The organism is Marinobacterium sp. xm-m-312, assembly GCF_013283295.1.
Lineage (GTDB): Bacteria > Pseudomonadota > Gammaproteobacteria > Pseudomonadales > Balneatricaceae > Marinobacterium_E.
On the sequence record NZ_WBYS01000005.1, the window covers coordinates 179436 to 204312 of the forward strand.

Below are 24877 nucleotides of genomic sequence, written 5' to 3' on the forward strand. Positions count from 1 at the left end.
CTGCCATTACTGATTAGCTTTGCGCTGAGCTTCGCGTTTCGCTTTTTTCTCTTGGCGACGTTGCTCGAAATCGTGCACTGCGTCTTTACCCAAGTGATGTTCGCCACGCGCTTTTGCCAATTCGAGCTGGTGCTGGCGCTCTTGAAAACGTTTACGCTGCTTATCGGTTACTTTGTCGTAGCAGTGGTGACAGCTTAACCCCTCTTGGAAGTGTTCATTCTGACGATCTTTAGCGGATAGCGGCATACGACAGGCGTGGCAGAGTTGGTAGTCACCGGGCTCTAAACCGTGTCCAACCGATACACGGTTGTCGAAGACGAAACATTCACCATCCCACATCGAGTTATCGGCAGGCACCTCTTCAAGGTATTTAAGAATGCCGCCCTCTAGGTGGTAGACCTCATCAAAGCCCTGTTCACGGAGAAACGCGGTCGACTTCTCACAACGGATACCCCCAGTACAGAACATGGCGACTTTTTTATGCTTACTTGGATCTAGCTGCTCTTTAACGTAGCTAGGGAAGTCACGAAAGGTGTCGGTATGAGGGTTGATGGCCCCTTTAAATGTACCGATATCCACTTCGTAGTCATTACGTGTGTCGACCAACAGTACTTCTGGATCGGAAATCAGGTCATTCCACTCGTTAGGTTTGACATAAGTGCCGACGGTTTTCAGTGGATCGATGCCTTCAACACCCATTGTGACGATTTCACGTTTCAGTTTTACCTTGGTGCGGTAGAAGGGTTGCTCATCAAAGAACGACTCTTTGGAGCTGACTTGATCCAGCGGTGGGTGCTCTTTAAACCATGCGTAGAGCGCATCGATCGCTTCACGGCTACCAGAGACCGTGCCGTTGATACCCTCTTTAGCCAGGATTAACGTACCGCGAATATCTTGCTCGTTCAGGAACTCCAGCAGAGGCTGCCGCAGTGCTTCACACTCCTCGAAGCGAACAAATTGATAGAGTGCGGATACAACGATATTGGCCATAATCTCCCCGGCGTAATCTGGATAGTTGAAAACCGCGCAATTTTACCAGATAAGGCATTGAGGTTTATAGAGTAGAGTTTTCAAGCTTGAAAAACGTTAGAATAGCGTGGTTCAGATAAACAACTTTTTTGGGGCTTAGGTAGTGGCAGATAGAGAGATGATCGGTTTTATTGGGCTTGGCGTTATGGGTAAAAACTTGGTGCTCAACCTCGTTGATAATGGTTACCAAATTGCAGCCTTTGACCTGGATGCCAACAAAGTAGATGACGCGATCGCTCAAGCAGCTGCTGAAGTTCCGGATCGCCCTCAACCGATTCAAGCCTGTTCCTCGCTCGGTGAACTGTTAGCGGCTTTGCCATCACCAAGAACCATTTTTGTCTCTGTCCCAGCAGGTGATCCTGTCGATGCAGTCTGCCGTCAGCTGATTGATGCAGGCGTTGATGTCGACGATATCGTTGTGGATACCGGAAACTCACTCTGGACCGACACACGTGATCGTGAAGTGAACTATAAAGAGCACTTTACCTTCTTCTCTACTGCGGTATCGGGTGGTGAAGTCGGTGCACGCTTTGGCCCTTCTTTGATGCCATCGGGTGATCAAAAAGCTTGGTCACGTTTACGCCCTGTTATGGAAGCGATCGCAGCGAAAGTGGATGCAACCACAGGACTTCCTATTGAGCGTCGAGAGCCCGGTAATCCTGTTACTGAGGGCGAGCCTTGTGCAACGTACATTGGCGATTCTGGTGCAGGCCACTACGTAAAAATGGTTCACAACGGCATTGAGTACGCTGATATGCAGTTGATCTGTGAGGTCTACCACTTCATGCGTCACGCCATGCAGATGGCGCCCTCTGAGATCGCTTGTGTATTCCGAGAATGGAGTCGTGGCCCACTGCACTCCTACCTGATCGAAATCAGTGCGGAAGTTCTGGATCAAGAGGATCAGTTTACCGGCATGCCGTTGGTCGATGTCATTCTTGATAAAGCGGGTCAAAAGGGTACCGGTTTATGGACTGCCGTTAGTGCGCTTCAACTAGGGACTCCTGCACCAACGCTGACCAATGCAGTTTTTGCTCGCTCACTATCCACCCTTAAATCGATTCGCGTTGAAGCGTCTAAAGTTCTGCCTGGGCCAATGGACTACACCCTAGAAACGCCAAAAGAGCAGTTGATTGAACAGCTACATGATGCACTCTACTGTGCAAAAATTTGTGCCTACGCACAGGGTTATCATCTAATGCAGATGGCAGCAAAAGAGCAGGGTTGGGCGCTCGATTTATCCGCCATCTCAAGAATTTGGCGTGCCGGGTGTATTATTCGTGCAGCGTTTCTTCAGCCGATCTCAGCAGCCTTTCAGCGTAATAAGGATCTGCCCAGCCTGCTAATGGATCCGTTTTTCTCTGAAAAGCTGGCTAAACATCAGCATAATTGGCGCGCGATTGTGGCGCAATCTGCTCTAGCGGGTGTGCCTGCTGGGGCGATTAGTTCCGCCCTAGGTTACTACGACTCATTCCGAACCGAGGTGCTGCCTGCCAACCTACTGCAAGGTCAGCGAGACTATTTTGGTGCGCATACATTCGAGCGAACAGATCGTGATGATGGAAAATACCACGTGCGTTGGAGTGAGCCGGGTAGGCCGATGGAGAAGGTGTAAATACCTACTCCCCAGGTTGAGGGCCTTCGTAGCCCTCGACAACCACTAGATCAGCAATGCCTGCATGTTCACGTAGCGCTTTAGCATTTTGGTAGCCAGAGGAGTGGTAGCAATTCAACGCCTGTTGGTAACTCGGGAACTCAATGATCACATGGCGTGATCGTACGCTCCCTTCAACCTGTTGGTTATCGCCTGCACGGACTAAAAATTTAGCCCCATACTGTTTAAATGGCTCAGTATTAGCGGCCTGATAGAGTTTGTAACCCTCTGGGTCTGAGATATCGACATGAGCCATCCAGTAACCTTTAGCCATGGTGTTTTACCCTTTTGAATTTAATGATAACTAGACTAACCTCAGAACAGTCACTGCTCAAGATGCTGTATTTAGGCTGGGTTGATATCCTTCTTAAAACGTCTAGTGTTGATAAAGGTTAGGATTAGAATAGCCGTTGCAACGCCTAGCATCGGCCATTCAGCATTCAACAGATGAGTGGCCATGGCACCTATCATCACGCAGTTGAGCCCTACTGATGTGATGAATCGAAGCCGCTTAACCCAAATAACTAAGCCTCCGATCACTTCGACGACACCGGTGAAATACATAAACCAGAGCGGGTAACCCCAGCGATCAAAAGCTTCTAATTCAAACTCCAGACCCAGCAGCTTAGCACTGCCTGATGCAACGAAGATGAGGGTGATTAACGGGGTGATTATCTTATCCATCTGTTTCCCTTTAGGTGGGTGAGTATGGATTAAGTGTAGTTGAGGATTTTGGGTGTGGGGCGGGAGTGATTCTGGGTGGTCTTTTAAAAAGATCGAATTGTGGCGGGATTGATTCAGACCATCCTGGCCTTCACCCCTTTGGGGCAACACTTTGTGTTGTCCAAAACTACATCCTTGATGTTTAGTGATTCGGGTAAGCCGATTATGGCTTTAAAGCAAGTGACGGGTTGGACTTGGGCCATCCTTGGCCCTCGGCACTTTGTGCCTGACTGAAGTCAGCCCAAAATTGCTCTCCTGCAATTTTGTCGAACCCTGCGGGTTCTCAACCCGCTCAAACAATACAAACAAAAAGACCACCGCTAGGGTGGTCTTTTTATTTGTATATGGTGGAGGTGGCGGGTTTCGAACCCGCGTCCGTCAATCCTCTGCCTCAAGCTCTACATGCATAGACATCTCTATTGAGTTAACCCGTCACGAGCCGAGAGTCAGGCTGTTATGGGCGAGCCTTTTTGAGTTTTAACCCTTTGCCTTAAGGCGAAGTCTCCGGGCGATTCTATCTCATATGACACTGCCGAAACTCTGAGTTATAGACACCTTAGAGGGCAGCGCTAGCAGGCTTAGGCTGCTAGAGCGTAGTTATCGTCGTTTGCAACTATAACTGTGTGATGAGGGATTTACGAGAATCATCACATTCTCGACATGCACCTAAGGGTTCGCAATCGGCGTCGAATCCAAGTCACCCCCAGAACTGGCCAGTATAGCGTTTGCTATCTGGGTTACAAGAACTCTATTGGTTCTTGCTGAGAACACGCTGCTTTTCACGGTTCCAATCGCGCTCTTTTTCAGTCGCACGTTTGTCGTGAAGCTTCTTACCTTTTGCTAAACCGATCTCACACTTAATTTTGCTCTCTTTCCAGTAGAGGCTCAGTGCAACACAGGTGAAACCTTTGGCTTCGACTGCACCGGCTAGGCGGTTCAGTTCTGTGCGGTTTAGAAGCAGTTTGCGTGGTCTAACCGGATCTGCAACAACGTGTGTGCAGGCGGTTTTTAATGGCGAGAAGTGGGCACCTAATAGCCAAGCTTCACCGTTTTTAAAATCGATGTAAGACTCAACCAGTTGTGCGCGGCCTTCGCGTAGGCTTTTGACTTCCCACCCGGTCAGCACGAGGCCAGCTTCGAATTTATTTTCGATGCTGTACTCGAATCGTGCACGTTTATTTTGGCAGATGGTGTTTCCGCCAGGAGCTTTCTTCTTTTTTGCCATGCGGCGGATTATATAGAGCTGTTGTAAGCAAAGGAAGGAATCCTCTTGTTCAAAGCGTATATAAACTGGACAATAAGCAGCTTGTAACTGTTATTTGAGATTTGCCTACCGTTATGACGGTCGTAAATAGAACCGCCCTTGTACTGCACACCGCTGAGCAGATGTTTGATCTGATCAACGATGTGCGTCGCTACCCAGAGTTCCTACCTTGGTGCTCTGGCACGGAAGTGATCGCTGAGAGTGAAGAGATGCTCGAAGCGACACTGAAGCTCGCTAAAGGGGGGCTTAGTTATGATTTTACGACGCGTAATCGTCTGGTCCGTCCCGCTTCAATGATCATTGGTTTGGTTAATGGCCCCTTTAAAAGTCTTGAGGGGGTTTGGACGTTCACTGAGTTGTCAGATGAAGCTTCTAAGGTGGAACTCAATCTCAGTTTCGAGTTTGAGGGCAAGCTAACTGGAATGGCGATGTCTAAAGTGTTTAATAGTGTCGCGACAACTTTGGTGGATGCCTTTGTGTCGCGCGCTGATCAAATTTACGGATGAGGTGATCAGTGATTAACGTTGAAGTGGCCTATGCTCTGCCGACTGAGCAGAAGATCATTGCTCTGCAAGTAGAAGAGGGTACAACGGCATATGATGCGGTTGTTCGCTCGCGCATTGCTGAGCTGTATAAACAGATCGATATCAACAGTGACCCAATGGGTATCTTCAGTCGTGCGATCAAGGACCCTAAAGCAGAGGTCTTGCGTGACGGTGATAGAGTAGAGATCTACCGCCCGTTAATTGCTGACCCTAAAGAGGTTCGCGCTCGTCGAGCAGCCGAAGCTAAAGCCAAAAAAGCCAACTCGTAAGTTGGCTTTTTTGTATTCGTTGAGCTCTGCGTTACTGAGGTTTCAGATCGCCTTCCAAACGCACCAGCTTGTCGTTTTCAAAGTAGACGCGAAACTGACGTAGCTCGACCACTTCATCCTCTTGTACCAACTGGAAGACATAGTCCCATCGGTTCTGGTTGAAGGTATCCGTTAACAGGGGTGTTCCTAGCACATAGCGAACTTGGCTCGGCGTCATTCCAGGGCGAAGCTGATCTACCATCTCTTGTGTCACCTGGTTGCCTTGCGGAACATCCATTTTGTACACGCCTGGAAAGGTTGTACAGCCGGTCACGAGAGTAGCAAGAAAGGCAGAGATGATGAGCTTGCGCATGTTCAGGTTGTTCCTGTTACTGTTCAAAGTGGCATTAGTTTACACGCCACTGTTTGAATCGACCAGTCTATAGCGCGCTGGTCAGCATCTCTTTAGCGTGCTCAAGGGTGGTATCAGTCATCTCAAGTCCACCCAGCATTCGAGCGATCTCATTAATGCGCTGATTTTCGGTGAGTGGTGTGATTTTGGTCTCAACCGAACCGGTGTCTGCGCCTTTGCTGACAAACAGGTGTTGGGTTCCTTGTGAAGCCACCTGAGGTTGGTGTGTGACACATAGAATCTGTGCTCGTTCACTCAAATGACGTAACAGTCGGCCAACGACTTCGGCAATGCCTCCGCCAATACCGACATCGACTTCGTCAAAAATGAGTGTCGGGGTGTCAGTCGTCTTAGCCGTTACAACTTGAATCGCAAGGCTAATTCGTGACAGTTCACCACCCGAGGCAATTTTGGCCAGCGGTTTTGCGGTTTGGCCCTGATTGGTATTGATCAGGAACTCAATCTCTTCCAAGCCCTGAGCCGTAATGTATTTAGGATCGATATCACTCAAACTGGCTGTGAAACGCGCGCTGTTCATGCCCAGCATGGCAAGTTGTTCATTCACCTCTTTATCAAGCTGTTTGGCTGCTTTGCTGCGTAGTTTGCTGAGTTGGCGAGCTTTCTCAATCAATGCGGCATTAGCCGTAGCAACCTCGGATTCGAGTTGCTCTAAGTTCTCATCGACATGAGCCAAAGAGTCGAGTTCAGTATTTAGTTGGTCTTTTAATTCCGGTAACTGCTCTGGCGCAATGCGGTGTTTCCTGGCTAGATCGTAGATGCTGGTTAAGCGATCTTCCACCTCTTGTAAGCGCTCAGGGTCCAACTCAACTCGTTGAACAAAATGGCTCAACTCGCGTTCGGCCTCTTCCACTTGAATCAGAGCAGCGTTTAGCATCTCGGCGGTCTGCAGCAGTGCAGGTGAGTCCGCTTCGATGTCACTGAGTAGATGCAGTGCTTGGTTGAGTACCGCTGTGGCGTTGCTCTCTTCACCCTCGCTAAGAAGCATCTGGATCTGTTGGCCACTGTTAAGTATTGCACCTGCGTTGGAGAGTATCCTCTGCTCCTCTTCTAAGGCTTGCACTTCGCCTGTTTGAGGGTCTAAACGGTTGAGCTCTTCCGTTTGATAGCTCAACAGTTGCAGTTGCGCATTCGCCTCTTCACTCATGTCTTGAAGGCGTTTCAACTCGCTCTGCTTTGATTGCCACTGGGTAAAGAGTTTGCGTACTTCCAGTGCTGTCTCATTGGCTTTGGCGTAGTTGTCTAGCAGGGTGCGGTGAAAATCACGCTTTAATAGGCGTTGGTGTTCGTGCTGGCCGTGTATATCGACAAGCAGCTCACCCAGCTCTTTGACGCGGTTCAGTGGGCAGGGGTGGCCATTGATATAGCTACGGCTGCGACCGTCGGCACTCAGTGTACGGCGTAAAATACACTCGTTAATCTCTTCCGACTCTAGCTCATTCGCCTCTAACCAGCGTTTCGCTTCGGGTAGTGCGTGTATATCGAACGCGGCGCTAATCTCAGCTCGTTTCGCCCCTTCTCGAACCGAGTCGGCTTCTGCACGTTTGCCTAAGGCTAATCCCAGTGCATCAAGCATGATCGATTTGCCGGCACCGGTCTCACCGCTGACGACGGTCATGCCCGATTTTAGTTCTAGGTCGAGTGTCGAGACGATCGCAAAGTTTCGAATGCTGAGTAGCGTTAACATGGCTCAATACCTGTTTAGATATACAGTTACTGTGTTTTTAACCAATATTTGTGGATTAGGCAATAGAAAAGTGCAGCCTTAGGTCAAAAAAGCGCGCGGAAGGGTTGAATTTCAGTTGGCCGATACCACATAGGAGACAAGATTGAATGATTCTGGAGATAATACCATGGCGAATGAAGATCAGACACACCAAGATCAGGTTGAAGAGAGTCAAGTCGACGAGACGGCTGAAGAGAATCTTGTAGAGCCTGAAGTGGTTGAGACGAAAGAGCTAACCGTTGAATCCCTTCAAGAAGAGCTAGCCGCGGCGAATGCGACGATTGCTGAGCTGCAAAAACAGCTGGCAGAGCTTGAACCTCGTGCCCAAGCGGAGATCGCTAACCAGCGCCGTCGTGCTGAGGTTGAGGTGGATAAAGCGCGTAAGTTCGCTGTTGAAAAATTTGCCGAAGAGCTATTGCCGGTCATCGACAGTCTAGAGCGCGCTATTGAAGCGAGCCAGGTTGAAGATGAGGTGGTTAAACCGCTTCGTGAAGGCGTTGAGATGACGCACAAAATGTTCATCGATGGCGTTGCTAAATTCAATCTAGAAGTGATCAACCCAGAGGGTGAGGCGTTCAACCCAGAGCACCATCAAGCGATGTCGATGGTTGAAGCGGAAGGTGCAGCACCAAACTCTGTTATTGCGGTGATGCAGAAGGGCTACCTACTTAATGGTCGCTTAGTTCGTCCTGCGATGGTGATGGTCGCTAAAGGTTAAGACCTTTTTATAAACCAGACTTGATATTTGAAAGACCACACCCATATAGGGGTTAAGGTAAAACAGTTTTAAGCACCCAACGCGGTGTCATTAGGAGATTTAAACATGGGTAAAATCATCGGTATTGACCTAGGTACTACCAACTCGTGTGTAGCAGTACTTGAAGGCGATAAAACTAAAGTTATTGAGAACGCTGAAGGCGATCGCACCACTCCGTCGATCATTGCCTACTCAGCAGAAGGCGAAACTCTGGTTGGTCAGTCGGCGAAACGTCAGGCAGTTACTAACCCAGACAACACTCTATTTGCGATCAAGCGTCTAATCGGTCGTCGTTTTGAAGACGATGTTGTACAGAAAGACATCAAAATGGTGCCTTACAACATCGCTAAAGCGGACAATGGCGATGCGTGGGTTGAGGTAAAAGGCGAGAAGCTAGCACCGCCTCAGATCTCTGCAGAAGTTCTTAAGAAGATGAAGAAGACTGCTGAAGATTACCTAGGCGAATCGGTAACGGAAGCGGTTATCACGGTTCCTGCTTACTTCAACGACTCTCAGCGTCAAGCAACAAAAGATGCGGGTCGTATCGCAGGCTTAGAAGTTAAACGTATCATCAACGAGCCAACCGCTGCAGCTCTTGCGTATGGCATGGATAAAGCTGCCGGCGATCGCACGATCGCAGTGTACGACCTAGGTGGTGGTACTTTCGATATCTCGATCATCGAAATTGCAGACGTTGATGGCGAGCACCAGTTTGAAGTACTTGCAACCAACGGTGATACATTCCTAGGTGGTGAAGACTTCGACCTTGCGGTTATCAACTACCTAGCAGACGAGTTCAAGAAAGAGTCTGGCATCGATCTACATAACGATCCGCTAGCGCTACAGCGTCTAAAAGAGGCGGGTGAGAAAGCGAAAGTTGAGCTATCATCGGCACAGTCTACTGACGTTAACCTGCCATACATCACAGCGGATGCAACAGGTCCTAAGCACTTGAACGTTAAACTGTCTCGTTCGAAGCTAGAGTCACTGGTTGAAGATCTTGTACAACGTTCACTTGAGCCATGTCGCATTGCACTGCAAGATGCTGGCCTATCCGCTTCTGAAATCGACGACGTTATCCTCGTCGGTGGTCAGACTCGTATGCCAATGGTGCAGGCGAAAGTGGCTGAGTTCTTCGGTAAAGAGCCACGTAAAGACGTTAACCCAGACGAAGCGGTAGCGATGGGTGCTGCGCTTCAGGGTGCGGTACTGTCAGGTGATGTGAAAGACGTTCTTCTACTGGACGTAACACCACTGACTCTAGGTATCGAAACCATGGGTGGCGTTGCTACACCATTGATCGACAAGAACACGACGATCCCTACGCGTAAGTCTCAGACCTTCTCGACAGCGGAAGACAACCAGACAGCGGTAACCATTCACGTTGTTCAGGGTGAGCGTAAGCAAGCGACTCAGAACAAGTCGCTGGGCCGTTTCGACCTTGCGGATATCCCACCAGCACCACGTGGCATGCCACAGATCGAAGTAACCTTCGATATCGATGCTAACGGTATCCTAAACGTCTCTGCTAAAGACCAGGCGACTGGCAAAGAGCAGTCGATCGTTATTAAAGCCTCTTCTGGTCTAAGCGATGACGAAGTCGAGAAGATGGTTCAGGATGCCGAAGCGCACGCTGAAGAAGATAAGAAGTTTGAAGAGCTAACGGCAGCTCGTAACCAAGGTGATGCCATGGTTCACACAGCACGTAAGACGCTAGAAGATGCGGGTGATAAGGCTTCTGATGAAGAGAAATCGAACATCGAAGCAGCCATCACTGCACTTGAAGAGGCGTTGAAAGGCTCTGACACTGCAGAGATCACAGCAAAAACTGAAGCGCTAACAGAAGCGGTTTCGGGTGTTGCTCAGAAGATGTATGCAGAGGCTGCACAACAAGCAGAAGCTGGCCAAGGCGCTGAAGCGGAAGCAGCTCGCGATGCAGGCGATGACGTTGTTGATGCTGAGTTTGAAGAAGTCAAAGACGACAAGAAGTAAGCTTAGCAAGCAATAACGAGAGTTAAGACTCTCACAAAATCGTGTGTCAGCGCGGGGGTCTTTACTCCCGCGTTGTCATATTCACGATAGCGTAATTACAGGTTTACACGCAGTATGAGCAAGCAAGATTATTATGAACTCTTAGGTGTCTCTCGTGATGCATCTGACCGTGACATCAAAAAGGCTTACCGTCGCTTAGCGATGAAGTATCACCCTGACCGCAACCCGGATGACGAGGCGGCTGAACTCAAGTTTAAAGAGATCAGCGAAGCGTACGAAGTACTGTCGGATGCGCAGAAGAAAGCGGCCTACGATCAGTATGGTCATGCTGGGTTGGGTGGCCAAGGTGGTATGGGCGGCGGCTTTGAAGGTGGCTTCTCAGATATCTTTGGCGATGTCTTTGGCGACATGTTCGGTGGCGGCGGTGGTCGTGGTCGCGGTCGTTCCAGCGTGCGTCGCGGTGCCGATCTGCGTTACAACCTCGATTTGAGTCTTGAAGAGGCCGTTCGCGGTTGTGAAAAGACGCTAAAAGTTCCAACCTACGTCTCTTGTGAAACCTGTGATGGTAGCGGTGCTAAGAAGGGTACTACGGCTAAGACCTGTGGTACCTGTGGTGGTGCCGGTCAGGTCCGTATGCAGCAAGGTTTCTTTGCGGTTCAGCAGACCTGTCCAACCTGTCATGGCGAAGGCAAAGTGATCTCTGATCCTTGTAATGTCTGTCATGGCCAGGGTCGCACGCAGAAGACCAAGACGTTGGAAGTTAAGATTCCAGCGGGTGTTGATACTGGTGATCGTATTCGTCTTTCAGGCGAGGGCGAAGCGGGAGCACACGGTGGCCCTTCAGGCGATCTCTATGTTCAGGTGAGTGTTAAAGATCACCCGATTTTTGAACGCGACGGTGCTAATCTCTACTGTGAAGTACCGATCAGCTTTGTCGATGCCGCGTTGGGTGGTGAACTAAACGTGCCAACACTGGATGGTCAGGTTAAACTGAAGATCCCGGCAGAGACACAGACGGGTAAGATGTTCCGTCTGCGTGGCAAGGGTGTCAAGCCGGTGCGTGGTGGCGCCTTGGGTGATTTGATGGTTCGTGCGGTTGTTGAAACCCCAGTCAGCCTCACTTCACGTCAGAAAGAGTTGCTAGAAGAGTTCCGTGACTCTACGGAAGAGCACCAGAAACATGGACCGAAGAAGCACGGCTTCTTTGATTCAGTCAAAAAATTCTTTGAGGATATGACCTAAATTATGGGTGATCAGGCGGTTGCAGAGGTATGGCAAGCACTTCAGAGTGAGGCGAGTACATTAAGTGCTAACGAGCCGCTTCTGTTGAGCTTCTACCATACAACGATAAACAGCCATCCAACCTTGCGTTCGGCACTCTCTTATCTGTTGGCTGAAAAGCTGTCGGATGATGTGGTGCCGGCCGTGGCGATGCGTGAGATCTTTGAGGTCGCTTATGAAGCGGACCCTACACTGATCGAAGCCGCCTGTGCCGATCTCCTTGCCGTCTACACGCGTGACCCTGCAATCCGTGACTACAGCACGGTGCTGTTGTACTTAAAAGGGTATCACGCGCTTCAGTCTTATCGAGTGGCTAACTATATGTGGCGTCAAGGACGTCAATCCTTGGCAAACTATCTTCAGAGTCGTATGAGCTCGACCCTGCAGGTTGATATTCACCCCGCTGCCAAAATCGGTCAGGGTGTGATGTTTGACCACGCGACCGGCATTGTTATCGGTGAGACCTGTGTTATCGAAAATGATGTCTCGATACTGCAATCGGTGACCCTAGGGGGTACCGGTAAGGAGTCGGGTGATCGACATCCGAAAATCCGCGCTGGGGTTTTGATTGGCGCCGGTGCTAAGATTCTTGGCAACATCGAAGTCGGTCAGGGTGCCAAAGTAGGTGCAGGCAGCGTGGTTTTGGAGCCTGTTGAGGCGCATACGACGGTAGCGGGTGTCCCTGCCAAAGTGGTGGGTTGCCTAATGAGTGATATGCCAGCCTTGGATATGGACCAAGGGCTGAGTGTCACTGACGAATAGATTTTTAGTTAAGGAAAAAGAGATGACACGTATTGCCATCACGGGTGCCGCAGGGCGCATGGGTAAAACATTGATCGAAGCTGTCGACGCGGCAGAGGGTGTAACCCTAGGCGCAGCCATTGTGCTTCCTGATAGTTCGTTGATCGGTGCCGATGCAGGTGAGTTGGCAGGCGTGGGTCGTCTGGGTGTCGCAATTACTGGCTCGCTGGAGTCTGTGACAGACGATTTTGATGTATTGATCGACTTTACTAGCCCAGAGTCGACCCTTGCTAATCTTGAGATCTGTAAAGCGGCCGGTAAGTCGATGGTGATTGGTACGACGGGGCTAACTGAGCCACAGAAAGCGAAGTTGGCAGAGGGCGGTGAGACTATCTCAATTGTCTTTGCGCCGAACATGTCTGTTGGCGTAAACCTCTGTTTCAAACTGCTTGAAGTGGCTGCCAAGGCTTTGGGTGATGATGGTGGATACGACATCGAAGTGATCGAAGCACACCACCGTCATAAGGTGGATGCGCCATCAGGCACAGCATTGCGTATGGGTGAAGTGGTTGCCGATGCGCTGGGACGTGATCTGAAAGAGTGTGCGGTCTATGGTCGTGAAGGTCAGACCGGTGCGCGCCCTGAAAAAGAGATCGGTTTCGAGACCATTCGTGCTGGTGATGTGGTTGGTGATCACACTGTACTCTTTGCCACAGAGGGTGAGCGAATCGAAATTACCCACAAAGCGTCTAGCCGTATGACCTTTGCAAAAGGCGCTGTACGAGCAGCAGGTTGGTTGTCAGGCAAGGGTGCAGGTTTGTTCGATATGCAGGATGTTTTAGAGCTTCGTTAAGCCCGCTCCAGAGAGTTGAGGACTGTACTTTTCCTACCGCTCTCTGATAATATTTATCTGTTGTTGTTCCTTTTATGGGCCCGTGTCGAGTTACTCGCACGGGCCCTGTTTTATTCAGGGCGAAAAAAAGCCAGCTACATGAGCTGGCTTTTTTGTGTCTGTATCAATGGGCTTGTTAAACCTTTTGATTCTCTACAGATTCTGACTCTGTTTCAGAAGAGTCGACCAGTACTTCCGCCAAGCTTGAGCGAGATAGCTCACCTTGCAGCTGGCCCTCCTCATCCACAACAGGGATTGGGTGATCCGCTTCAAGCGTCTCCGGGATAACCGTTTCAAGTACTGCATCAGAGGTGATGGTCGTTGTCTCGGTTAGATCGGCTTCTTCCCAAGTGGAATCTGCATTACCGCCCTTAGCTTCCTCTTCAAGCCATTCTTGAGTGACGGTGCCTTGGTAGCTACCTGAATCGTCCACCACGTGACCGTAATCGTAAGCGCCTCTCTTCATCTCTTTCAGCGCTTCACCGATGGTTTCAGCTGTAATACGGTGTTCCGGCTCCTTCATAACAGTCTCTACCGTCAATGCGCGGGCACGGTTCACATCCTTAACGAACGCTTCTACGTATTCATCGGCAGGGTTAAGTAGAATCTCTTCTGGCTCACCTTGCTGGACCAGCAGGCCATCTTTAAGAATCGCGATACGATCACCTAGGCGTAGTGCTTCGTCCAAATCGTGCGTGATGAAGATGATGGTCTTATTGAGCTTGTGTTGCAGTTCAATCAGTTGATCCTGCATCTCTGAACGGATCAGAGGATCCAGTGCCGAGAAGGCTTCATCCATCAAGAGGATTTCAGCATCAGTACAGAGTGCGCGAGCAAGACCAACACGCTGTTGCTGACCACCCGATAGCTGGTTTGGGTACTGCTCTTCATAGCCTTTCAGACCAACCGTCTCTAACCACTCAACCGCTTTCTGCTCACGAACTGACTTGTCGACACCTTGGATTTTAAGCCCGTATGCGACGTTATCGAGTACTGTGTAGTGAGGCATCAAACCGAAGCGTTGAAACACCATCGACATCTTGTGACGACGGAACTGTTCAAGCTCCTTAGTGTTGAGTTTCATGACGTCGGTGCCTTCAACAATGATCTCACCCGCAGTCGGTTCAATTAGGCGGTTGAAGTGGCGAATCAGTGTTGATTTGCCTGAGCCGGATAGGCCCATGATGACAAAGATCTCACCGCGTTTGATTTCGAGATCGATCTCTTTAAGACCGACGGTGTGGCCAGTTTCCGCTAGGATCTCATCCTTGCTTTTACCCGCTTTAACCATCGGCATAACGCTTTCTGGTTTGTCGCCAAAGACTTTGTAAAGATCTTTAACCTGAATCAATACGTCTGAATTACTCATGGCCACCTCCTAGGTGCGCCTGAGTGCGCTTTCCGTATGCCTGTGAAACGCGGTCAAAGATGATCGCAAGTACAACGATGGCTAAACCATTCAGAAGACCGATGGTGAAGTATTGGTTGGTGATCGATTTAAGTACCGGTTGCCCAAGGCCTTTTACACCGATCATAGAGGCAATAACGACCATGGCGAGCGCCATCATGATGGTCTGGTTGATGCCCGCCATAATTGTCGGCATCGCCAACGGCAGCTGAACACCTAAAAGACGCTGACGTGGGTTAGCACCATAGGCCGTCGCTGCTTCAAGTACCTCTTTATCAACCAGGCGAATACCCAAATTGGTTAAGCGAATTACAGGCGGGATAGCATAGATCACTACCGCGATCACGCCAGGGATACGGCCAATACCCAGAAGCATAACGACCGGGATCAGGTAGACGAAGGCTGGCATGGTCTGCATGATATCGAGCATCGGAGTGACAGTGGATTGCACGCGGTTAGATCGCGCCATGGCAATGCCGATTGGGATACCCAATACAATAGAGATCAGTGTGCAGACGGTGATGATACTCATGGTCCGCATGGTGTCGTCCCACATGCCAAAGTAGCCAACCACAACCAGGGATACAGCAACGCCGATCGTCAGTTTAGCTGAGCGACTTGCAGCATAGGCAAGACCAGCAATGACACCCAGAACCAACCACCAAGGGCTGTTGAGTAGGAGTTTTTCAAACCAGATTAAGAAGGTAAGAAGCGGATCAAAAAATGCTTCGATAGAGTCGCCATATTCACGTGAAAAGTCACGATATGCACCGTCCATCGTTTTGCGAAGCTGCAGTAGTGAGCTTCGGTCCATCTCAGGAATATCCGTTAACCAGGATTTCTCTGCCATAGATACCTCTTGTTATTACACAGAAACGCCTCGCTTTTATTCAAAGCGAGGCGTGAGTATAACGCAGTTGTTAAGGATTAAAGAGCGCCTTCAACCTTAGCCGCTTGATCAGCTGTTAGCCAGGCTTTCCAGATGTCTGCGTGCTCGGTTAGGAAGTACTCAGCTGCGTACTCACCATCTGCTTGGTTCTCATCCATCCACGCTAGAAGGCTGTTAAGCTGTGGGTTTGTGAAAGAACGGTTAGCTAGGTACTTAGCTGCTGCTGGAGCGCGATTAGAGAACTCAGCAGTTGTGTATGTGTAGACAGGTGATTCAGGGTACATAGACGGTTTTGGATCCTGACAGTCTGCTTTGTAGATACAGTCGATGAAGTGCTGCTCATCAACACCTGAACCGAAGTCCACTTTAACCATCTCGTACTTACCAAGAATCGCTGTTGGTGCCCAGTAGTAACCGAACCAACCTTGACCGCGCTCGTATGCACGTGCAATCGAACCGTCTAGGCCTGCTGCAGAACCTGGATCAACCAGTTCAAAGTTAGCATCGTCTAGGTTAAGTGCTTTGTGAAGGTTGCCTGCAGTGATCTGACAGCCCCAACCAGAAGGACAGCCTACGAAACCTGCTTTTGAATCATCTTCTGGGTGTGGGAACAGTGCTGCGTTTGCTTTGATACCCTCGATTGTTGCAAGGCTTGGATCCTTCTCAACCATGTATTTAGGTACCCAGAAGCCCTCTTCACCACCATCGCTGAACACTTTACCAGCAACGGATAGTTTGCCTTCTGCTACCGCTTTCTCTAGACCCTCTTTGAAAGAGTTAGTCCAAAGCTCAGGTGCAATGTCTGGCTGCTGTTTCTCAATCATTGACGTTGAAGTCGGAACGGTGTCGCCAGGCACGACTTCAGCATTACAGCCAAATGCATGCTCTAGGATGAAGCGGTCAACGTTGGCGATAAAGGTTGCTGATGCCCAGTTCATGTCGGCAATCTGAACGTCACCACAAGACGCGTGTGAACCTGCAAATGCAGTTGAGCTAGCGGCTAGCAGTGATGCAGCAAGTATCTGTTTTTTCATGTGTCTGTTCCCATTCGTTTTCAGTTTCTTATTAGGCTATTAACCTCTCGTGACAAACATCCTAACAGGTCTAATCATTAGAGTTCAAATAATTATAGTTGTAATTATTTAAATAGTGATTGATGATGAAAAGGGGATGGGCTATAAATGCGCCCGCTCAGCAGGTTGTTAATCGTGCTACTTATCTCAATGACAGGCTTTACATGACAGACATTCAGCAATCACAAGATGTACTCATTGCTCTACGTAAGATTATTCGTGCGACGGATATTCAATCAAAGCGTATTGCGAAGAGCTGTGGCCTCACCATTCCGCAGGTAATGGTGTTGCGTGCAATTGGGGATCTGGGTGATGTGACTGTTAAGACGCTGTCGGAAAGCGTTTCACTGAGTCAGGCGACGGTAACGACTATTTTAAACCGCCTAGAGCAGCGCGGTTTAGCGGTGCGTGTTCGTTCAGTGACCGATAAGCGTAAAGTAAATGCGCGTCTGACCGAAGAGGGTGCTTCTACCCTGGGTTCCGTTCCACCACTTCTGCATGAGCGTTTTGAAGAGCGCTTTTCTAAGTTATCTGAAGCGAAGCGATTCCAGGTCGTTAATACCCTGCAGGATCTTGCTCAGATGATGGATGCTGAGGCGATCGACGCTTCGCCGCTTCTCGATTTGGCGGCGACGGCGAATCAGTAGTCGAGCTGAAGCTTTATCTCTAAGGATTCCGCGATTGATTCAATATTCTGGTTAACCCAGTCTGGATCAATACAGCCCCACTGATCAATGCGGTAGACGCCCTGGTTATTCAAAGCCCCTTCAGTTTGTTGAAATGAACACTCGATCGACAGATCATCCAGATCTTTAATGGCATCCTGCAGTGTCCGTCTTGGCATGCCCGTGAGTTTCTGTAGGTGGGTGAGGTTGCCTGGGTGCTGATCAATGCACCAAGCGATCAGCAGTTTGCGTTGGAAAGCTTTGGCCGCTTTGCTCTCTTTTAGCACTGACATTAAATATGAATCTCATGTTGGGTGGTCGATGCATTGTTCTGCTCGTTGTGGCGATCGATACTGATTCTGTGGAAGTTAAACGGCCCGCCAGCGTTTCTCTCTTTAAAGAACAGACGCAGTGCGTTGCTGACCGTGGGGAAGGCGATCTCATCCCAAGGGATCTCATCTTCGCTGAACAGTGCGACCTCATTGGATTCTGACGTCGTTGAAAAGCTTGGGGTGCGCATCTTGGCTAGGAAGAAGAGCTGCAGCTGATTCACATGCACAATGGAGGTGTGGGTGTAGAGCGATATGATATCGACTTCCGCTTCAGCCTCTTCCCAAGTCTCACGCATGGCGCCCTGTTCAGTGGTTTCACCATTCTCCATAAAGCCTGCCGGTAGGGTCCAATAGTTTTTGCGTGGTTCGATGTTGCGACGACACATCAATACTTTCTCTTCCCAGATGGGTAGGCAGCCGGCGATGATTTTGGGGTTGGAGTAGAAGATCGTCTCGCAGTTGGGGCAGACGTGTCTGGGAAGGTGGTCACCCTCTGGAATGGTCCATTCAACAGGTGTGGCGCACTCGCTGCAGAACTTCATCGAATCTCCTATCTTTTGCGTAGCTTTCTTCTATTCGGTGTATGATTAAACTAATGATTTCGAAAATAGAGCAAACCCTGACTCACTACAAGCCTTGGCAGCTATCTGACCACTATTCGTCTGATCGGCAGGCGGGTGTGATGATGTTAATCACCGATCTGGCCATACCAGAGGTGATACTGACCTTGCGACACAGCAAGCTGTCGAGTCATGCCGGTGAGGTGGCTTTTCCAGGTGGTCGCAGAGATCCCGAGGATCAGGATATTCTTGCTACGGCTTTGCGTGAGACCCATGAAGAGCTAGGTATTGAGCCTTCACAAGTTAGGCCCTTGGGGGCTTTAAGTGATGTGCTCTCTAAGCATCGCCTCAAAGTGGTTCCCTGGGTTGGTGTTGTGCCGCATACGGTTGTCGAGCAACCTAATCCCGATGAGATCGAAGCTGTTTTTCGAGTACCGTTGAGCTTCTTTATGGAGCCGGGCCGTGCGCGATTTGATCAGTTCATGGATCTATCCGGTAAGACTCGATATGCACCAGCATGGGATTATCAAGGCTATGAGATCTGGGGGCTAACCGCCTGGGTCATTGCTGAGCTATTAAACAGTGCCTTTGATGCACAGATTCAAACCAGACCGAGGCCAGAGCGAACATAATGGATTCAGAAAAACCGATTCCCAATCCTTGCATGGGCGTGTGCGCTCTCGATGAGGACGATCTCTGTATTGCCTGTCGTCGTTCAGGTCTAGAGATCGCCTATTGGAGTACCTACTCCAACGAGAAAAAACGTGAAGTCTGGGCGTTGATTCGAGAGCGGGAGGCTACTCCTCCTCGTCACTCTCGATCTCGAGACGCTGGACACGAACCGTCTTAATCAGGTTGTCACTGATTTGTAGCGTCTCTAAACGGTACTCATTCAGTTCGATACAGACGTTAGCGTCGGGAATGGATTCGAGCTGCTCCGTGATCAAACCGTTAAGCGTTTTTGGCCCTTCGGTCGAAAGCTCCCAATTCAGTGCTTTATTGATCTCACGAATGTAAGCCGAGCCATCGATAAAGTAGCTGCCATCTTCCTGTTGGTGGATGTCTTCATGGATATCCGATTGATCGTTAGAGAGTTCTCCGACGATCTCTTCTAAGATATCTTCCAGGGTGACAATGCCTTGTACATCACCGTACTCATCAACGACGACGCCGATGCGGCGGCTCTCTTTCTGAAAGTTAAGGAGCTGTGTCTGCAGCGGTGTGCTCTCTGGAATAAAGTAGGCCTCATGAACCACCGCCATAATAGCGGGTTTAGTGACTTTTCCCTGTTGAATCAACTGGGCCAGATTGCGCATGTGAAGTACGCCGACGATCTGATTGATGTCGCCACGGTATACCGGCAGGCGGGTATGTTTGGTCTTAGAGAGCTGCTCAAGAATCTGGTCCATCTCATGGTCCAGATCGATGCCCTCTACCTCGTTGCGTGGAATGATGATGTCATTAACGGTCACTTCACCAAGCTCCAGGACCCCAAGTAGCATCGATTGATTCGATTGAGGGATCAGAGCGCCTGACTCATTCACGATGGTACGTAACTCTTCGGTACTAAGATTGTGGGCATCTTCCCCGGTCGTCTTGATACCGAGTAGACGGAAAATTCCATTGGTAATGAGGTTGACGGCAAACACCAAGGGGTAAAACACTTTAAGTAGCAGTACTAAAACATAGGAGGCCGGAAAAGCCACCTTCTCTGGATACATGGCTGCCAGTGTCTTTGGTGTCACTTCCGCAAAAATCAGCACGACCAGCGTCAAGGCACCGGTCGCGATGGCGATACCTGCATCCCCCCAGATTCGAACCGCAATGACGGTCGCGATGGCTGATGCGAGAATGTTGACGAAGTTGTTGCCAATCAAAATCAGGCCGATCAGACGATCTGGGCGATCTAGCAGTTTGGCGGCTTTGCGTGCACCTAGGTGGTTATTCTTCGCTAAATGCTTCAAACGGTAGCGATTGAGCGACATCATGCCAGTTTCTGAACTAGAGAAAAATGCAGAACAGAGGATCAGGATAAACAGAAGAATTGAGAGCGAGCTTATCGACGCGTCTTCCAAGGGGAAATGCCTATATTGTTAACGGAAGCTCATTTTGTGTAGATGGGGCGTGGGTGTCAACCCAATTAAGCCCCAAGTATTAGCTCTAGAACGGCTTTTGAACCAAAGAAGCCGAGCATCAGCAGAACAAATCCGCTGAGTGTCCAGCGTAGAGCCGTGCGGCTTCGCCAACCAAACATCGCACGTCCTGTTAGCAGAATGGTGAAGACAACCCAAGCGCCAAGGGATAGCAGCGTTTTGTGAGCGAGGTGTTGTGCAAACAGATCATCGGTGTAGACGTAACCCGTTATCAACGCCAGCGTCAGTACCACCTGACCCGCAGTAATCAAATCAAACAGTAGGTTCTCCATCACCTGCAGTGGTGGCAGGGTATTCAGTAAGCCTCTGGTCTTATGGCTTTTCAGAGCATGCTCCTGCTTAGAGAGCAACAGAGCTTGCAGTGCGGCAAGCGTGAACAGGCTGTAGGAGATAATAGACAACAGAATGTGGCTTAGCAGTCCAGCGCTGTAGCTTGATTTGGTCCCTTCGCCAGGGAAAGCATAGGCCAGAGCCAGAGTGATGGCGGCCATTGGAAAGACCCACATAAACAGATTGTCGAGCTTATGACGTAGGCTACCCAATAGCAGAAGAACGACCACGGCGATCGAGATCATCGAGCCGGCAACAAAGAAGCTGAGATTTAAGCCAAATCCGCCCGAAATGATCTGTAAAGTCGCGATCAGTTGAAAAATGACGGCGATGAAACCAAAAGCCTGTATGCGGTTGCGCGGTCCGCCTTGTTGAGTCGCGAACTGCTTCATTTGCCACTGGCTGGCAATCAGATAGAGGCCAATGGCGGCAAGGGTAAATAGCGATAGCATCCAAAACTCCGGACTGTGTAAACCTAATTCCACAAGTGTGGCACAAATTGCTGGGATGCGAAATATACAGTCAGCCTGTCCCTGCGCTATACTACGGCGCAAATTTGGCGGGATATCTCGATATCGAAACGACCCATTAGACCCGCACAATGAGGAATAGAATGTTTGCAAATCTTCAAGAACGCTTAACTGGCACGCTTCGCTCCGTTACAGGACGCGCGAAACTGACCGAAGACAATATTAAGGATACGCTGCGTGAAGTACGTATGGCGCTTCTTGAGGCTGATGTTGCCCTGCCGGTGGTTAAAGAGTTTGTAAACGCGGTCAAAGAGCGTGCGGTTGGACAAGAAGTTTCTAAGAGCCTAAGTCCTGGTCAGGTTTTCGTTAAGATCGTTAACGAAGAGTTGGTTCGCGTGATGGGTGAAGCGAACGAGCAGCTTAACCTTGCGGCAACGCCACCTGCTGTGGTGATGATGGCCGGTCTGCAGGGTGCGGGTAAAACCACCTCGGTTGCAAAGCTGGCGCGTTTCCTCCGTGAGCGTGAAAAGAAGAAGGTGTTGGTCGTATCAGCTGACGTCTACCGTCCAGCAGCTATTCGTCAGCTAGAGACTCTGGCCGGCGAGGTGGATGTCGAGTTCTTCCCGTCGACTATTGAACAGAAGCCGATCGATATCGTTAATGGCGCGACGGCGCATGCAAAAATTCAGCACCATGATGTTGTCATTGTCGATACCGCGGGTCGTCTAGCGGTTGATGATGCCATGATGGCTGAGATTAAAGAGCTGCATGCAGCGGTTAATCCGGTCGAGACGCTGTTCGTCGTTGACTCTATGACGGGTCAAGATGCAGCGAATACTGCAAAAGCCTTTAATGAAGTCTTGCCTCTTACCGGTGTGATTCTGACTAAGACCGATGGTGATGCCCGTGGCGGTGCGGCTCTGTCGGTACGTCACATTACCGGCAAGCCTATTAAGTTCCTAGGTGTTGGTGAGAAGGTCGATGCCCTTGAGCCTTTCCACCCTGACCGTGTTGCTTCGCGTATTTTGGGTATGGGTGATGTGCTCTCCTTAATTGAGGAGGCTGAGCGCAAGATTGATAAGGATAAAGCGGAAAAGCTGGCGAAAAAGGTCAGCAAAGGTAAAGGCTTTGATCTAGAAGACTTCCGTGATCAGATCAATCAGATGAACAACATGGGCGGTATGATGTCGATGATGGAGAAGATGCCGGGTATGGGGCAGATGATCCAAGCGGCACAAACGGCTCAGGCTGAGCAGGGCATGAAGAAGTTTGCCGTGATCATCGACTCGATGACGGCTAAAGAGCGCCGCAACCCAGATATTATCAGCGGCTCGCGTAAACGTCGTATTGCAGCCGGTTCGGGTACCAACATCCAAGAGATCAACCGCCTGCTTAAACAGCACAAGCAGATGGCTAAGATGATGAAGAAGTTTGGTTCTAAATCGGGCATGGCGAAATTGGCGCGTGGTATGAAAGGGATGATGCCACCGGGTATGGGTGGTCCTGGTGGTTTCCCACGTATGTAATTGATCAAACTCTGATCAAAAAATAGCTTTTAATGGGCGCAGTATTCACGTAGAATCTGCGCCCTATTTAATTTGGCCTTCATCTGTCTGGGCAGTTTGCTGGGATTGGTGAAGAAACAACAATGATGGGCGATCTCAAAACCCATCCGCGAAATAAAGGGGTCCTTAATGGTCACTATTCGTTTGTCCCGTGGTGGCGCTAAAAAGCGTCCGTTCTATCACATTCATGTCGCAGACTCTCGTTTTGCGCGTGACAGCCGCTTTATTGAGCGTGTTGGTTTCTTCAATCCGGTTGCTCGCGGCCAGGAAGAGCGTCTACGTCTTGATCTAGAGCGCGTAGAGTACTGGGTTAGCAAGGGCGCTCAAATGAGCGAACGTGTTAGCACACTGGTTAAAGAAGCACGTAAAGCTAAGTAATTGATTAAGGCCTGATAGCAGTGGCAGAGATTGCAGCAGAGGACTACGTAGTTCTTGGACGCTTCAACTCACCTTTCGGTGTACAGGGTTGGATTAAAGTCTACTCATACACTGATTCGATGGAGAATATCCTCAGCTATCGCCCCTGGTTGGTAAAACAACAAGGTGAATGGGTACCGGTTAAGGTCACCAGCGCTAAAAAACAGGGTAAGGGTTTAATCGCAAAATTGGACTCTATAGATTCACCCGAAGCAGCCCGCCAATATTGTGAAGCGGAGATTGCAGTACCACGCTCGGTTCTACCAGTGTTGGATGACGGTGAGTACTACTGGAGTCAATTAGAGACATTATTGGTTTATACCGAATCCGGCGAATTGTTGGGTCGGGTAGATCACCTAATAGAGACCGGCGCAAATGATGTGTTGGTTGTTAAAGGTACAGACGAGAGCGTTGATCGTGAGACACGATTGATCCCATATGTACCGGATCAGGTGATCAAACAAATTGATTTAAACGCTGGAACAATGCGGGTCGATTGGGACCCAGAGTTCTAAGTTGTGTGGTTTGGGATCGTATCGCTGTTCCCTGAAATGCTTGAGGCGGTTAGCCGTTTTGGTGTTACAGGCAGAGCAGTTAAAAACGGACTGATCCAAGTCGAGAGTTGGAATCCAAGAGATTTTACTCACGACAAACATCGCACCGTCGATGATCGCCCCTTTGGTGGTGGTCCTGGGATGTTGATGAAGGTTCAGCCATTGAGAGATGCGATAGCGGCGGCGAAAGCGGCAGCACCCAGTCAGGCTAAAGTGATCTATCTGTCGCCACAAGGCAGACGCTTAGATCAACAAGGTGTGACAGAACTGGCCACGGCAGAGAGTTTGATCTTTGTCTGCGGTCGCTACGAAGGGGTTGATGAACGCCTGATCGAAGCGGAAGTGGATGAAGAGTGGTCACTCGGTGATTTTGTCCTGAGTGGTGGTGAGCTCCCAGCCATGGTGATGGTCGATGCGATATCAAGAATGGTGCCTGGTGTACTGGGTGACCAAGCCTCTGCTGAAGAGGACTCCTTCTCGGAAGGATTGCTTGATTGTCCACACTACACACGACCAGAACAGTTAGATGGCGTTGGCGTACCGTCGGTATTGATGAGTGGAAATCACGCAGAGATACGCAAATGGCGCCTAAAACAGCAATTAGGAAGGACCTATGAGCGTCGCCCTGATCTGCTAGAGAAGATCGATTTGGACCCAGAACAGCAAACGTTGTTAAACGAATACATCGGCGAGACTAAAAAGTAGTCCGCAGTTGAAAAGTTAGGAGCGAGCGATGAGCAGCAAAAACTTAATCATTCAGCAGATCGAAGCTGAACAAACTGGTAAAGAAGTACCAAACTTCGGCCCAGGTGACACTGTAGTAGTTCAAGTACGTGTAGTAGAGGGCAACCGTAGCCGTCTACAGGCGTTCGAAGGTGTAGTTCTAGGTAAGCGTAACCGCGGCCTAAACTCTGCTTTCACTGTACGTAAAATCTCTCACGGTGTGGGTGTGGAGCGTACTTTCCAGACTTACAGCCCAGCGGTTGAAGCGATCGAAGTTAAGCGTCGTGGTGACGTTCGTCAGGCGAAACTTTACTACCTACGTGAGCGTAGCGGTAAGTCTGCACGTATCAAAGAGAAGCTTAACTAAGTTAATTTTATTAACTGAGTTGATCTCGATTAAAAAAGGCGACCATGGGTCGCCTTTTTTATTGCTCAAATTTCTCCTATTTCTAATAG

General features: G+C 49.7%; 29 protein-coding genes and 1 other RNA gene. 16 read left to right on the forward strand and 14 right to left on the reverse strand.

Features of this window, described 5'->3' with window-relative positions; all coding sequences use genetic code 11:
* Positions 1 to 6: 6 nt before the first annotated feature.
* A complete protein-coding gene (locus XMM312_RS07890) occupies positions 7 to 990 on the reverse strand; it encodes a rhodanese-related sulfurtransferase (protein WP_173489025.1) in 984 nt (327 codons plus the stop codon).
* Positions 991 to 1132: 142 nt separating this feature from the next.
* On the opposite strand from XMM312_RS07890, the gene gndA reads away from it, so the two are divergent.
* Positions 1133 to 2644 (forward strand): NADP-dependent phosphogluconate dehydrogenase, encoded by a 1512-nt coding sequence (gene gndA / locus XMM312_RS07895; RefSeq protein WP_371743474.1) that lies wholly within the window; start codon positions 1133 to 1135, stop codon positions 2642 to 2644.
* Positions 2645 to 2648: 4 nt separating this feature from the next.
* Here the strand turns inward: gndA and XMM312_RS07900 are convergent, their stop codons facing one another.
* The 4 genes from XMM312_RS07900 to smpB form a co-directional block, all read right to left on the reverse strand.
* A complete protein-coding gene (locus XMM312_RS07900; protein WP_173482747.1) occupies positions 2649 to 2957 on the reverse strand; it encodes a DUF1330 domain-containing protein in 309 nt (102 codons plus the stop codon).
* A 71-nt stretch (positions 2958 to 3028) separates the two neighbouring features.
* Positions 3029 to 3367 carry a DoxX family protein gene (locus XMM312_RS07905; RefSeq protein WP_173489026.1) on the reverse strand — a complete coding sequence of 113 codons (339 nt, stop codon included), beginning with the start codon at positions 3365 to 3367 and terminating at the stop codon, positions 3029 to 3031.
* A 384-nt stretch (positions 3368 to 3751) separates the two neighbouring features.
* Positions 3752 to 4111: a transfer-messenger RNA gene (gene ssrA, locus XMM312_RS07910) on the reverse strand.
* 43 nt (positions 4112 to 4154) lie between these two features.
* The gene (smpB, locus tag XMM312_RS07915; RefSeq protein ID WP_173480194.1) at positions 4155 to 4631 is read right to left on the reverse strand and encodes an SsrA-binding protein SmpB; all 477 of its coding nucleotides are present in this window, start codon (positions 4629 to 4631) and stop codon (positions 4155 to 4157) included.
* A 113-nt stretch (positions 4632 to 4744) separates the two neighbouring features.
* Here smpB and XMM312_RS07920 point away from each other — a divergent pair, with 113 nt between their 5' ends.
* Together XMM312_RS07920 and XMM312_RS07925 are read left to right on the forward strand one after the other, a co-directional pair.
* Entirely contained in the window at positions 4745 to 5176 is a 432-nt protein-coding gene (locus XMM312_RS07920; protein WP_173489027.1) for a type II toxin-antitoxin system RatA family toxin, read from the forward strand.
* Positions 5177 to 5184: 8 nt separating this feature from the next.
* The gene (locus XMM312_RS07925; protein ID WP_173482670.1) at positions 5185 to 5484 is read left to right on the forward strand and encodes an RnfH family protein; all 300 of its coding nucleotides are present in this window, start codon (positions 5185 to 5187) and stop codon (positions 5482 to 5484) included.
* 31 nt (positions 5485 to 5515) lie between these two features.
* Here the strand turns inward: XMM312_RS07925 and XMM312_RS07930 are convergent, their stop codons facing one another.
* Complete coding sequence (locus XMM312_RS07930; RefSeq protein WP_173480197.1) at positions 5516 to 5836, reverse strand: outer membrane protein assembly factor BamE; 321 nt, start codon at positions 5834 to 5836, stop codon at positions 5516 to 5518.
* A 67-nt stretch (positions 5837 to 5903) separates the two neighbouring features.
* On the reverse strand, positions 5904 to 7580 hold the full coding sequence (gene recN / locus XMM312_RS07935; RefSeq protein WP_173489028.1) for a DNA repair protein RecN: 1677 nt from the start codon (positions 7578 to 7580) through the stop codon (positions 5904 to 5906).
* Positions 7581 to 7746: 166 nt separating this feature from the next.
* Between recN and grpE the strand changes: the two genes are divergently transcribed.
* From grpE to dapB, 5 genes are all read left to right on the forward strand, one after another.
* Positions 7747 to 8337 carry a nucleotide exchange factor GrpE gene (gene grpE, locus XMM312_RS07940; RefSeq protein WP_173489061.1) on the forward strand — a complete coding sequence of 197 codons (591 nt, stop codon included), beginning with the start codon at positions 7747 to 7749 and terminating at the stop codon, positions 8335 to 8337.
* 105 nt (positions 8338 to 8442) lie between these two features.
* On the forward strand, positions 8443 to 10368 hold the full coding sequence (gene dnaK, locus XMM312_RS07945) for a molecular chaperone DnaK (protein WP_173489029.1): 1926 nt from the start codon (positions 8443 to 8445) through the stop codon (positions 10366 to 10368).
* 114 nt (positions 10369 to 10482) lie between these two features.
* Positions 10483 to 11610 (forward strand): molecular chaperone DnaJ, encoded by a 1128-nt coding sequence (gene dnaJ / locus XMM312_RS07950; protein WP_173480200.1) that lies wholly within the window; start codon positions 10483 to 10485, stop codon positions 11608 to 11610.
* A gap of 3 nt (positions 11611 to 11613) precedes the next feature.
* The gene (cysE, locus tag XMM312_RS07955) at positions 11614 to 12411 is read left to right on the forward strand and encodes a serine O-acetyltransferase (protein WP_173489030.1); all 798 of its coding nucleotides are present in this window, start codon (positions 11614 to 11616) and stop codon (positions 12409 to 12411) included.
* A 22-nt stretch (positions 12412 to 12433) separates the two neighbouring features.
* Complete coding sequence (dapB, locus tag XMM312_RS07960) at positions 12434 to 13243, forward strand: 4-hydroxy-tetrahydrodipicolinate reductase (protein ID WP_173489031.1); 810 nt, start codon at positions 12434 to 12436, stop codon at positions 13241 to 13243.
* Between the two features lie 175 nt (positions 13244 to 13418).
* Here dapB and XMM312_RS07965 read toward each other — a convergent pair whose 3' ends face one another.
* From XMM312_RS07965 to XMM312_RS07975, 3 genes are all read right to left on the reverse strand, one after another.
* Complete coding sequence (locus tag XMM312_RS07965; RefSeq protein WP_173489032.1) at positions 13419 to 14651, reverse strand: glycine betaine/L-proline ABC transporter ATP-binding protein; 1233 nt, start codon at positions 14649 to 14651, stop codon at positions 13419 to 13421.
* Positions 14644 to 15540, reverse strand: a complete 897-nt coding sequence (locus XMM312_RS07970) for a proline/glycine betaine ABC transporter permease (protein WP_173482989.1) — start codon at positions 15538 to 15540, stop codon at positions 14644 to 14646. Before XMM312_RS07970 ends, XMM312_RS07965 begins: the two co-directional genes overlap by 8 nt.
* A 77-nt stretch (positions 15541 to 15617) precedes the next feature.
* On the reverse strand, positions 15618 to 16613 hold the full coding sequence (locus tag XMM312_RS07975; RefSeq protein ID WP_173489033.1) for an ABC transporter substrate-binding protein: 996 nt from the start codon (positions 16611 to 16613) through the stop codon (positions 15618 to 15620).
* 203 nt (positions 16614 to 16816) lie between these two features.
* Here XMM312_RS07975 and XMM312_RS07980 point away from each other — a divergent pair, with 203 nt between their 5' ends.
* Complete coding sequence (locus XMM312_RS07980; RefSeq protein ID WP_173480206.1) at positions 16817 to 17299, forward strand: MarR family winged helix-turn-helix transcriptional regulator; 483 nt, start codon at positions 16817 to 16819, stop codon at positions 17297 to 17299.
* Here the strand turns inward: XMM312_RS07980 and XMM312_RS07985 are convergent.
* Positions 17293 to 17610: a helix-turn-helix domain-containing protein gene (locus tag XMM312_RS07985; protein ID WP_173482987.1), complete on the reverse strand. Its 318-nt coding sequence runs from the start codon at positions 17608 to 17610 to the stop codon at positions 17293 to 17295. The two genes, XMM312_RS07980 and XMM312_RS07985, sit on opposite strands and share 7 nt — an antisense overlap.
* Positions 17610 to 18191, reverse strand: coding sequence for an NUDIX hydrolase (locus XMM312_RS07990; RefSeq protein WP_173480208.1), 582 nt, complete (start codon positions 18189 to 18191; stop codon positions 17610 to 17612). The genes XMM312_RS07985 and XMM312_RS07990 overlap by 1 nt, the downstream gene beginning before the upstream one ends.
* A 53-nt stretch (positions 18192 to 18244) precedes the next feature.
* Here XMM312_RS07990 and XMM312_RS07995 point away from each other — a divergent pair, with 53 nt between their 5' ends.
* On the forward strand, positions 18245 to 18841 hold the full coding sequence (locus XMM312_RS07995) for a CoA pyrophosphatase (RefSeq protein ID WP_173480209.1): 597 nt from the start codon (positions 18245 to 18247) through the stop codon (positions 18839 to 18841).
* Positions 18841 to 19059, forward strand: coding sequence for a DUF1289 domain-containing protein (locus XMM312_RS08000; RefSeq protein ID WP_173480210.1), 219 nt, complete (start codon positions 18841 to 18843; stop codon positions 19057 to 19059). The genes XMM312_RS07995 and XMM312_RS08000 overlap by 1 nt, the downstream gene beginning before the upstream one ends.
* On the opposite strand, the gene XMM312_RS08005 is transcribed toward XMM312_RS08000, so the two are convergent.
* Positions 19007 to 20284, reverse strand: coding sequence for an HlyC/CorC family transporter (locus XMM312_RS08005; RefSeq protein ID WP_173480211.1), 1278 nt, complete (start codon positions 20282 to 20284; stop codon positions 19007 to 19009). The two genes, XMM312_RS08000 and XMM312_RS08005, sit on opposite strands and share 53 nt — an antisense overlap.
* 65 nt (positions 20285 to 20349) lie before the next feature.
* Positions 20350 to 21144 carry an inner membrane protein YpjD gene (locus tag XMM312_RS08010; RefSeq protein WP_173480212.1) on the reverse strand — a complete coding sequence of 265 codons (795 nt, stop codon included), beginning with the start codon at positions 21142 to 21144 and terminating at the stop codon, positions 20350 to 20352.
* Between the two features lie 161 nt (positions 21145 to 21305).
* Between XMM312_RS08010 and ffh the strand changes: the two genes are divergently transcribed.
* From ffh to rplS, 5 genes are all read left to right on the forward strand, one after another.
* On the forward strand, positions 21306 to 22688 hold the full coding sequence (ffh, locus tag XMM312_RS08015) for a signal recognition particle protein (RefSeq protein ID WP_173482986.1): 1383 nt from the start codon (positions 21306 to 21308) through the stop codon (positions 22686 to 22688).
* 168 nt (positions 22689 to 22856) lie between these two features.
* Positions 22857 to 23105, forward strand: a complete 249-nt coding sequence (gene rpsP, locus XMM312_RS08020) for a 30S ribosomal protein S16 (RefSeq protein ID WP_173480214.1) — start codon at positions 22857 to 22859, stop codon at positions 23103 to 23105.
* Positions 23106 to 23125: 20 nt separating this feature from the next.
* Positions 23126 to 23659 carry a ribosome maturation factor RimM gene (rimM, locus tag XMM312_RS08025; protein WP_173480215.1) on the forward strand — a complete coding sequence of 178 codons (534 nt, stop codon included), beginning with the start codon at positions 23126 to 23128 and terminating at the stop codon, positions 23657 to 23659.
* Positions 23660 to 23662: 3 nt separating this feature from the next.
* The gene (gene trmD / locus XMM312_RS08030; protein WP_173480216.1) at positions 23663 to 24403 is read left to right on the forward strand and encodes a tRNA (guanosine(37)-N1)-methyltransferase TrmD; all 741 of its coding nucleotides are present in this window, start codon (positions 23663 to 23665) and stop codon (positions 24401 to 24403) included.
* A gap of 28 nt (positions 24404 to 24431) precedes the next feature.
* Entirely contained in the window at positions 24432 to 24788 is a 357-nt protein-coding gene (rplS, locus tag XMM312_RS08035) for a 50S ribosomal protein L19 (protein ID WP_173480217.1), read from the forward strand.
* Positions 24789 to 24877 lie beyond the last annotated feature (89 nt).

Bases quoted from the DNA above. Each gene is read 5' to 3' on its own strand.
- XMM312_RS07890 (WP_173489025.1), bottom strand. From the start codon at position 990: ATGGCCAATATCGTTGTATCCGCACTCTATCAATTTGTTCGCTTCGAG.
- XMM312_RS07900 (WP_173482747.1), bottom strand. From the start codon at position 2,957: ATGGCTAAAGGTTACTGGATGGCTCATGTCGATATCTCAGACCCAGAG.
- XMM312_RS07905 (WP_173489026.1), bottom strand. From the start codon at position 3,367: ATGGATAAGATAATCACCCCGTTAATCACCCTCATCTTCGTTGCATCA.
- smpB (WP_173480194.1), bottom strand. From the start codon at position 4,631: ATGGCAAAAAAGAAGAAAGCTCCTGGCGGAAACACCATCTGCCAAAAT.
- XMM312_RS07920 (WP_173489027.1), top strand. From the start codon at position 4,745: ATGACGGTCGTAAATAGAACCGCCCTTGTACTGCACACCGCTGAGCAG.
- XMM312_RS07930 (WP_173480197.1), bottom strand. From the start codon at position 5,836: ATGCGCAAGCTCATCATCTCTGCCTTTCTTGCTACTCTCGTGACCGGC.
- recN (WP_173489028.1), bottom strand. From the start codon at position 7,580: ATGTTAACGCTACTCAGCATTCGAAACTTTGCGATCGTCTCGACACTC.
- grpE (WP_173489061.1), top strand. From the start codon at position 7,747: ATGGCGAATGAAGATCAGACACACCAAGATCAGGTTGAAGAGAGTCAA.
- dnaK (WP_173489029.1), top strand. From the start codon at position 8,443: ATGGGTAAAATCATCGGTATTGACCTAGGTACTACCAACTCGTGTGTA.
- dnaJ (WP_173480200.1), top strand. From the start codon at position 10,483: ATGAGCAAGCAAGATTATTATGAACTCTTAGGTGTCTCTCGTGATGCA.
- cysE (WP_173489030.1), top strand. From the start codon at position 11,614: ATGGGTGATCAGGCGGTTGCAGAGGTATGGCAAGCACTTCAGAGTGAG.
- dapB (WP_173489031.1), top strand. From the start codon at position 12,434: ATGACACGTATTGCCATCACGGGTGCCGCAGGGCGCATGGGTAAAACA.
- XMM312_RS07965 (WP_173489032.1), bottom strand. From the start codon at position 14,651: ATGAGTAATTCAGACGTATTGATTCAGGTTAAAGATCTTTACAAAGTC.
- XMM312_RS07970 (WP_173482989.1), bottom strand. From the start codon at position 15,540: ATGGCAGAGAAATCCTGGTTAACGGATATTCCTGAGATGGACCGAAGC.
- XMM312_RS07975 (WP_173489033.1), bottom strand. From the start codon at position 16,613: ATGAAAAAACAGATACTTGCTGCATCACTGCTAGCCGCTAGCTCAACT.
- XMM312_RS07980 (WP_173480206.1), top strand. From the start codon at position 16,817: ATGACAGACATTCAGCAATCACAAGATGTACTCATTGCTCTACGTAAG.
- XMM312_RS07985 (WP_173482987.1), bottom strand. From the start codon at position 17,610: ATGTCAGTGCTAAAAGAGAGCAAAGCGGCCAAAGCTTTCCAACGCAAA.
- XMM312_RS07990 (WP_173480208.1), bottom strand. From the start codon at position 18,191: ATGAAGTTCTGCAGCGAGTGCGCCACACCTGTTGAATGGACCATTCCA.
- XMM312_RS07995 (WP_173480209.1), top strand. From the start codon at position 18,245: ATGATTTCGAAAATAGAGCAAACCCTGACTCACTACAAGCCTTGGCAG.
- XMM312_RS08000 (WP_173480210.1), top strand. From the start codon at position 18,841: ATGGATTCAGAAAAACCGATTCCCAATCCTTGCATGGGCGTGTGCGCT.
- XMM312_RS08010 (WP_173480212.1), bottom strand. From the start codon at position 21,144: ATGCTATCGCTATTTACCCTTGCCGCCATTGGCCTCTATCTGATTGCC.
- ffh (WP_173482986.1), top strand. From the start codon at position 21,306: ATGTTTGCAAATCTTCAAGAACGCTTAACTGGCACGCTTCGCTCCGTT.
- rpsP (WP_173480214.1), top strand. From the start codon at position 22,857: ATGGTCACTATTCGTTTGTCCCGTGGTGGCGCTAAAAAGCGTCCGTTC.
- rplS (WP_173480217.1), top strand. From the start codon at position 24,432: ATGAGCAGCAAAAACTTAATCATTCAGCAGATCGAAGCTGAACAAACT.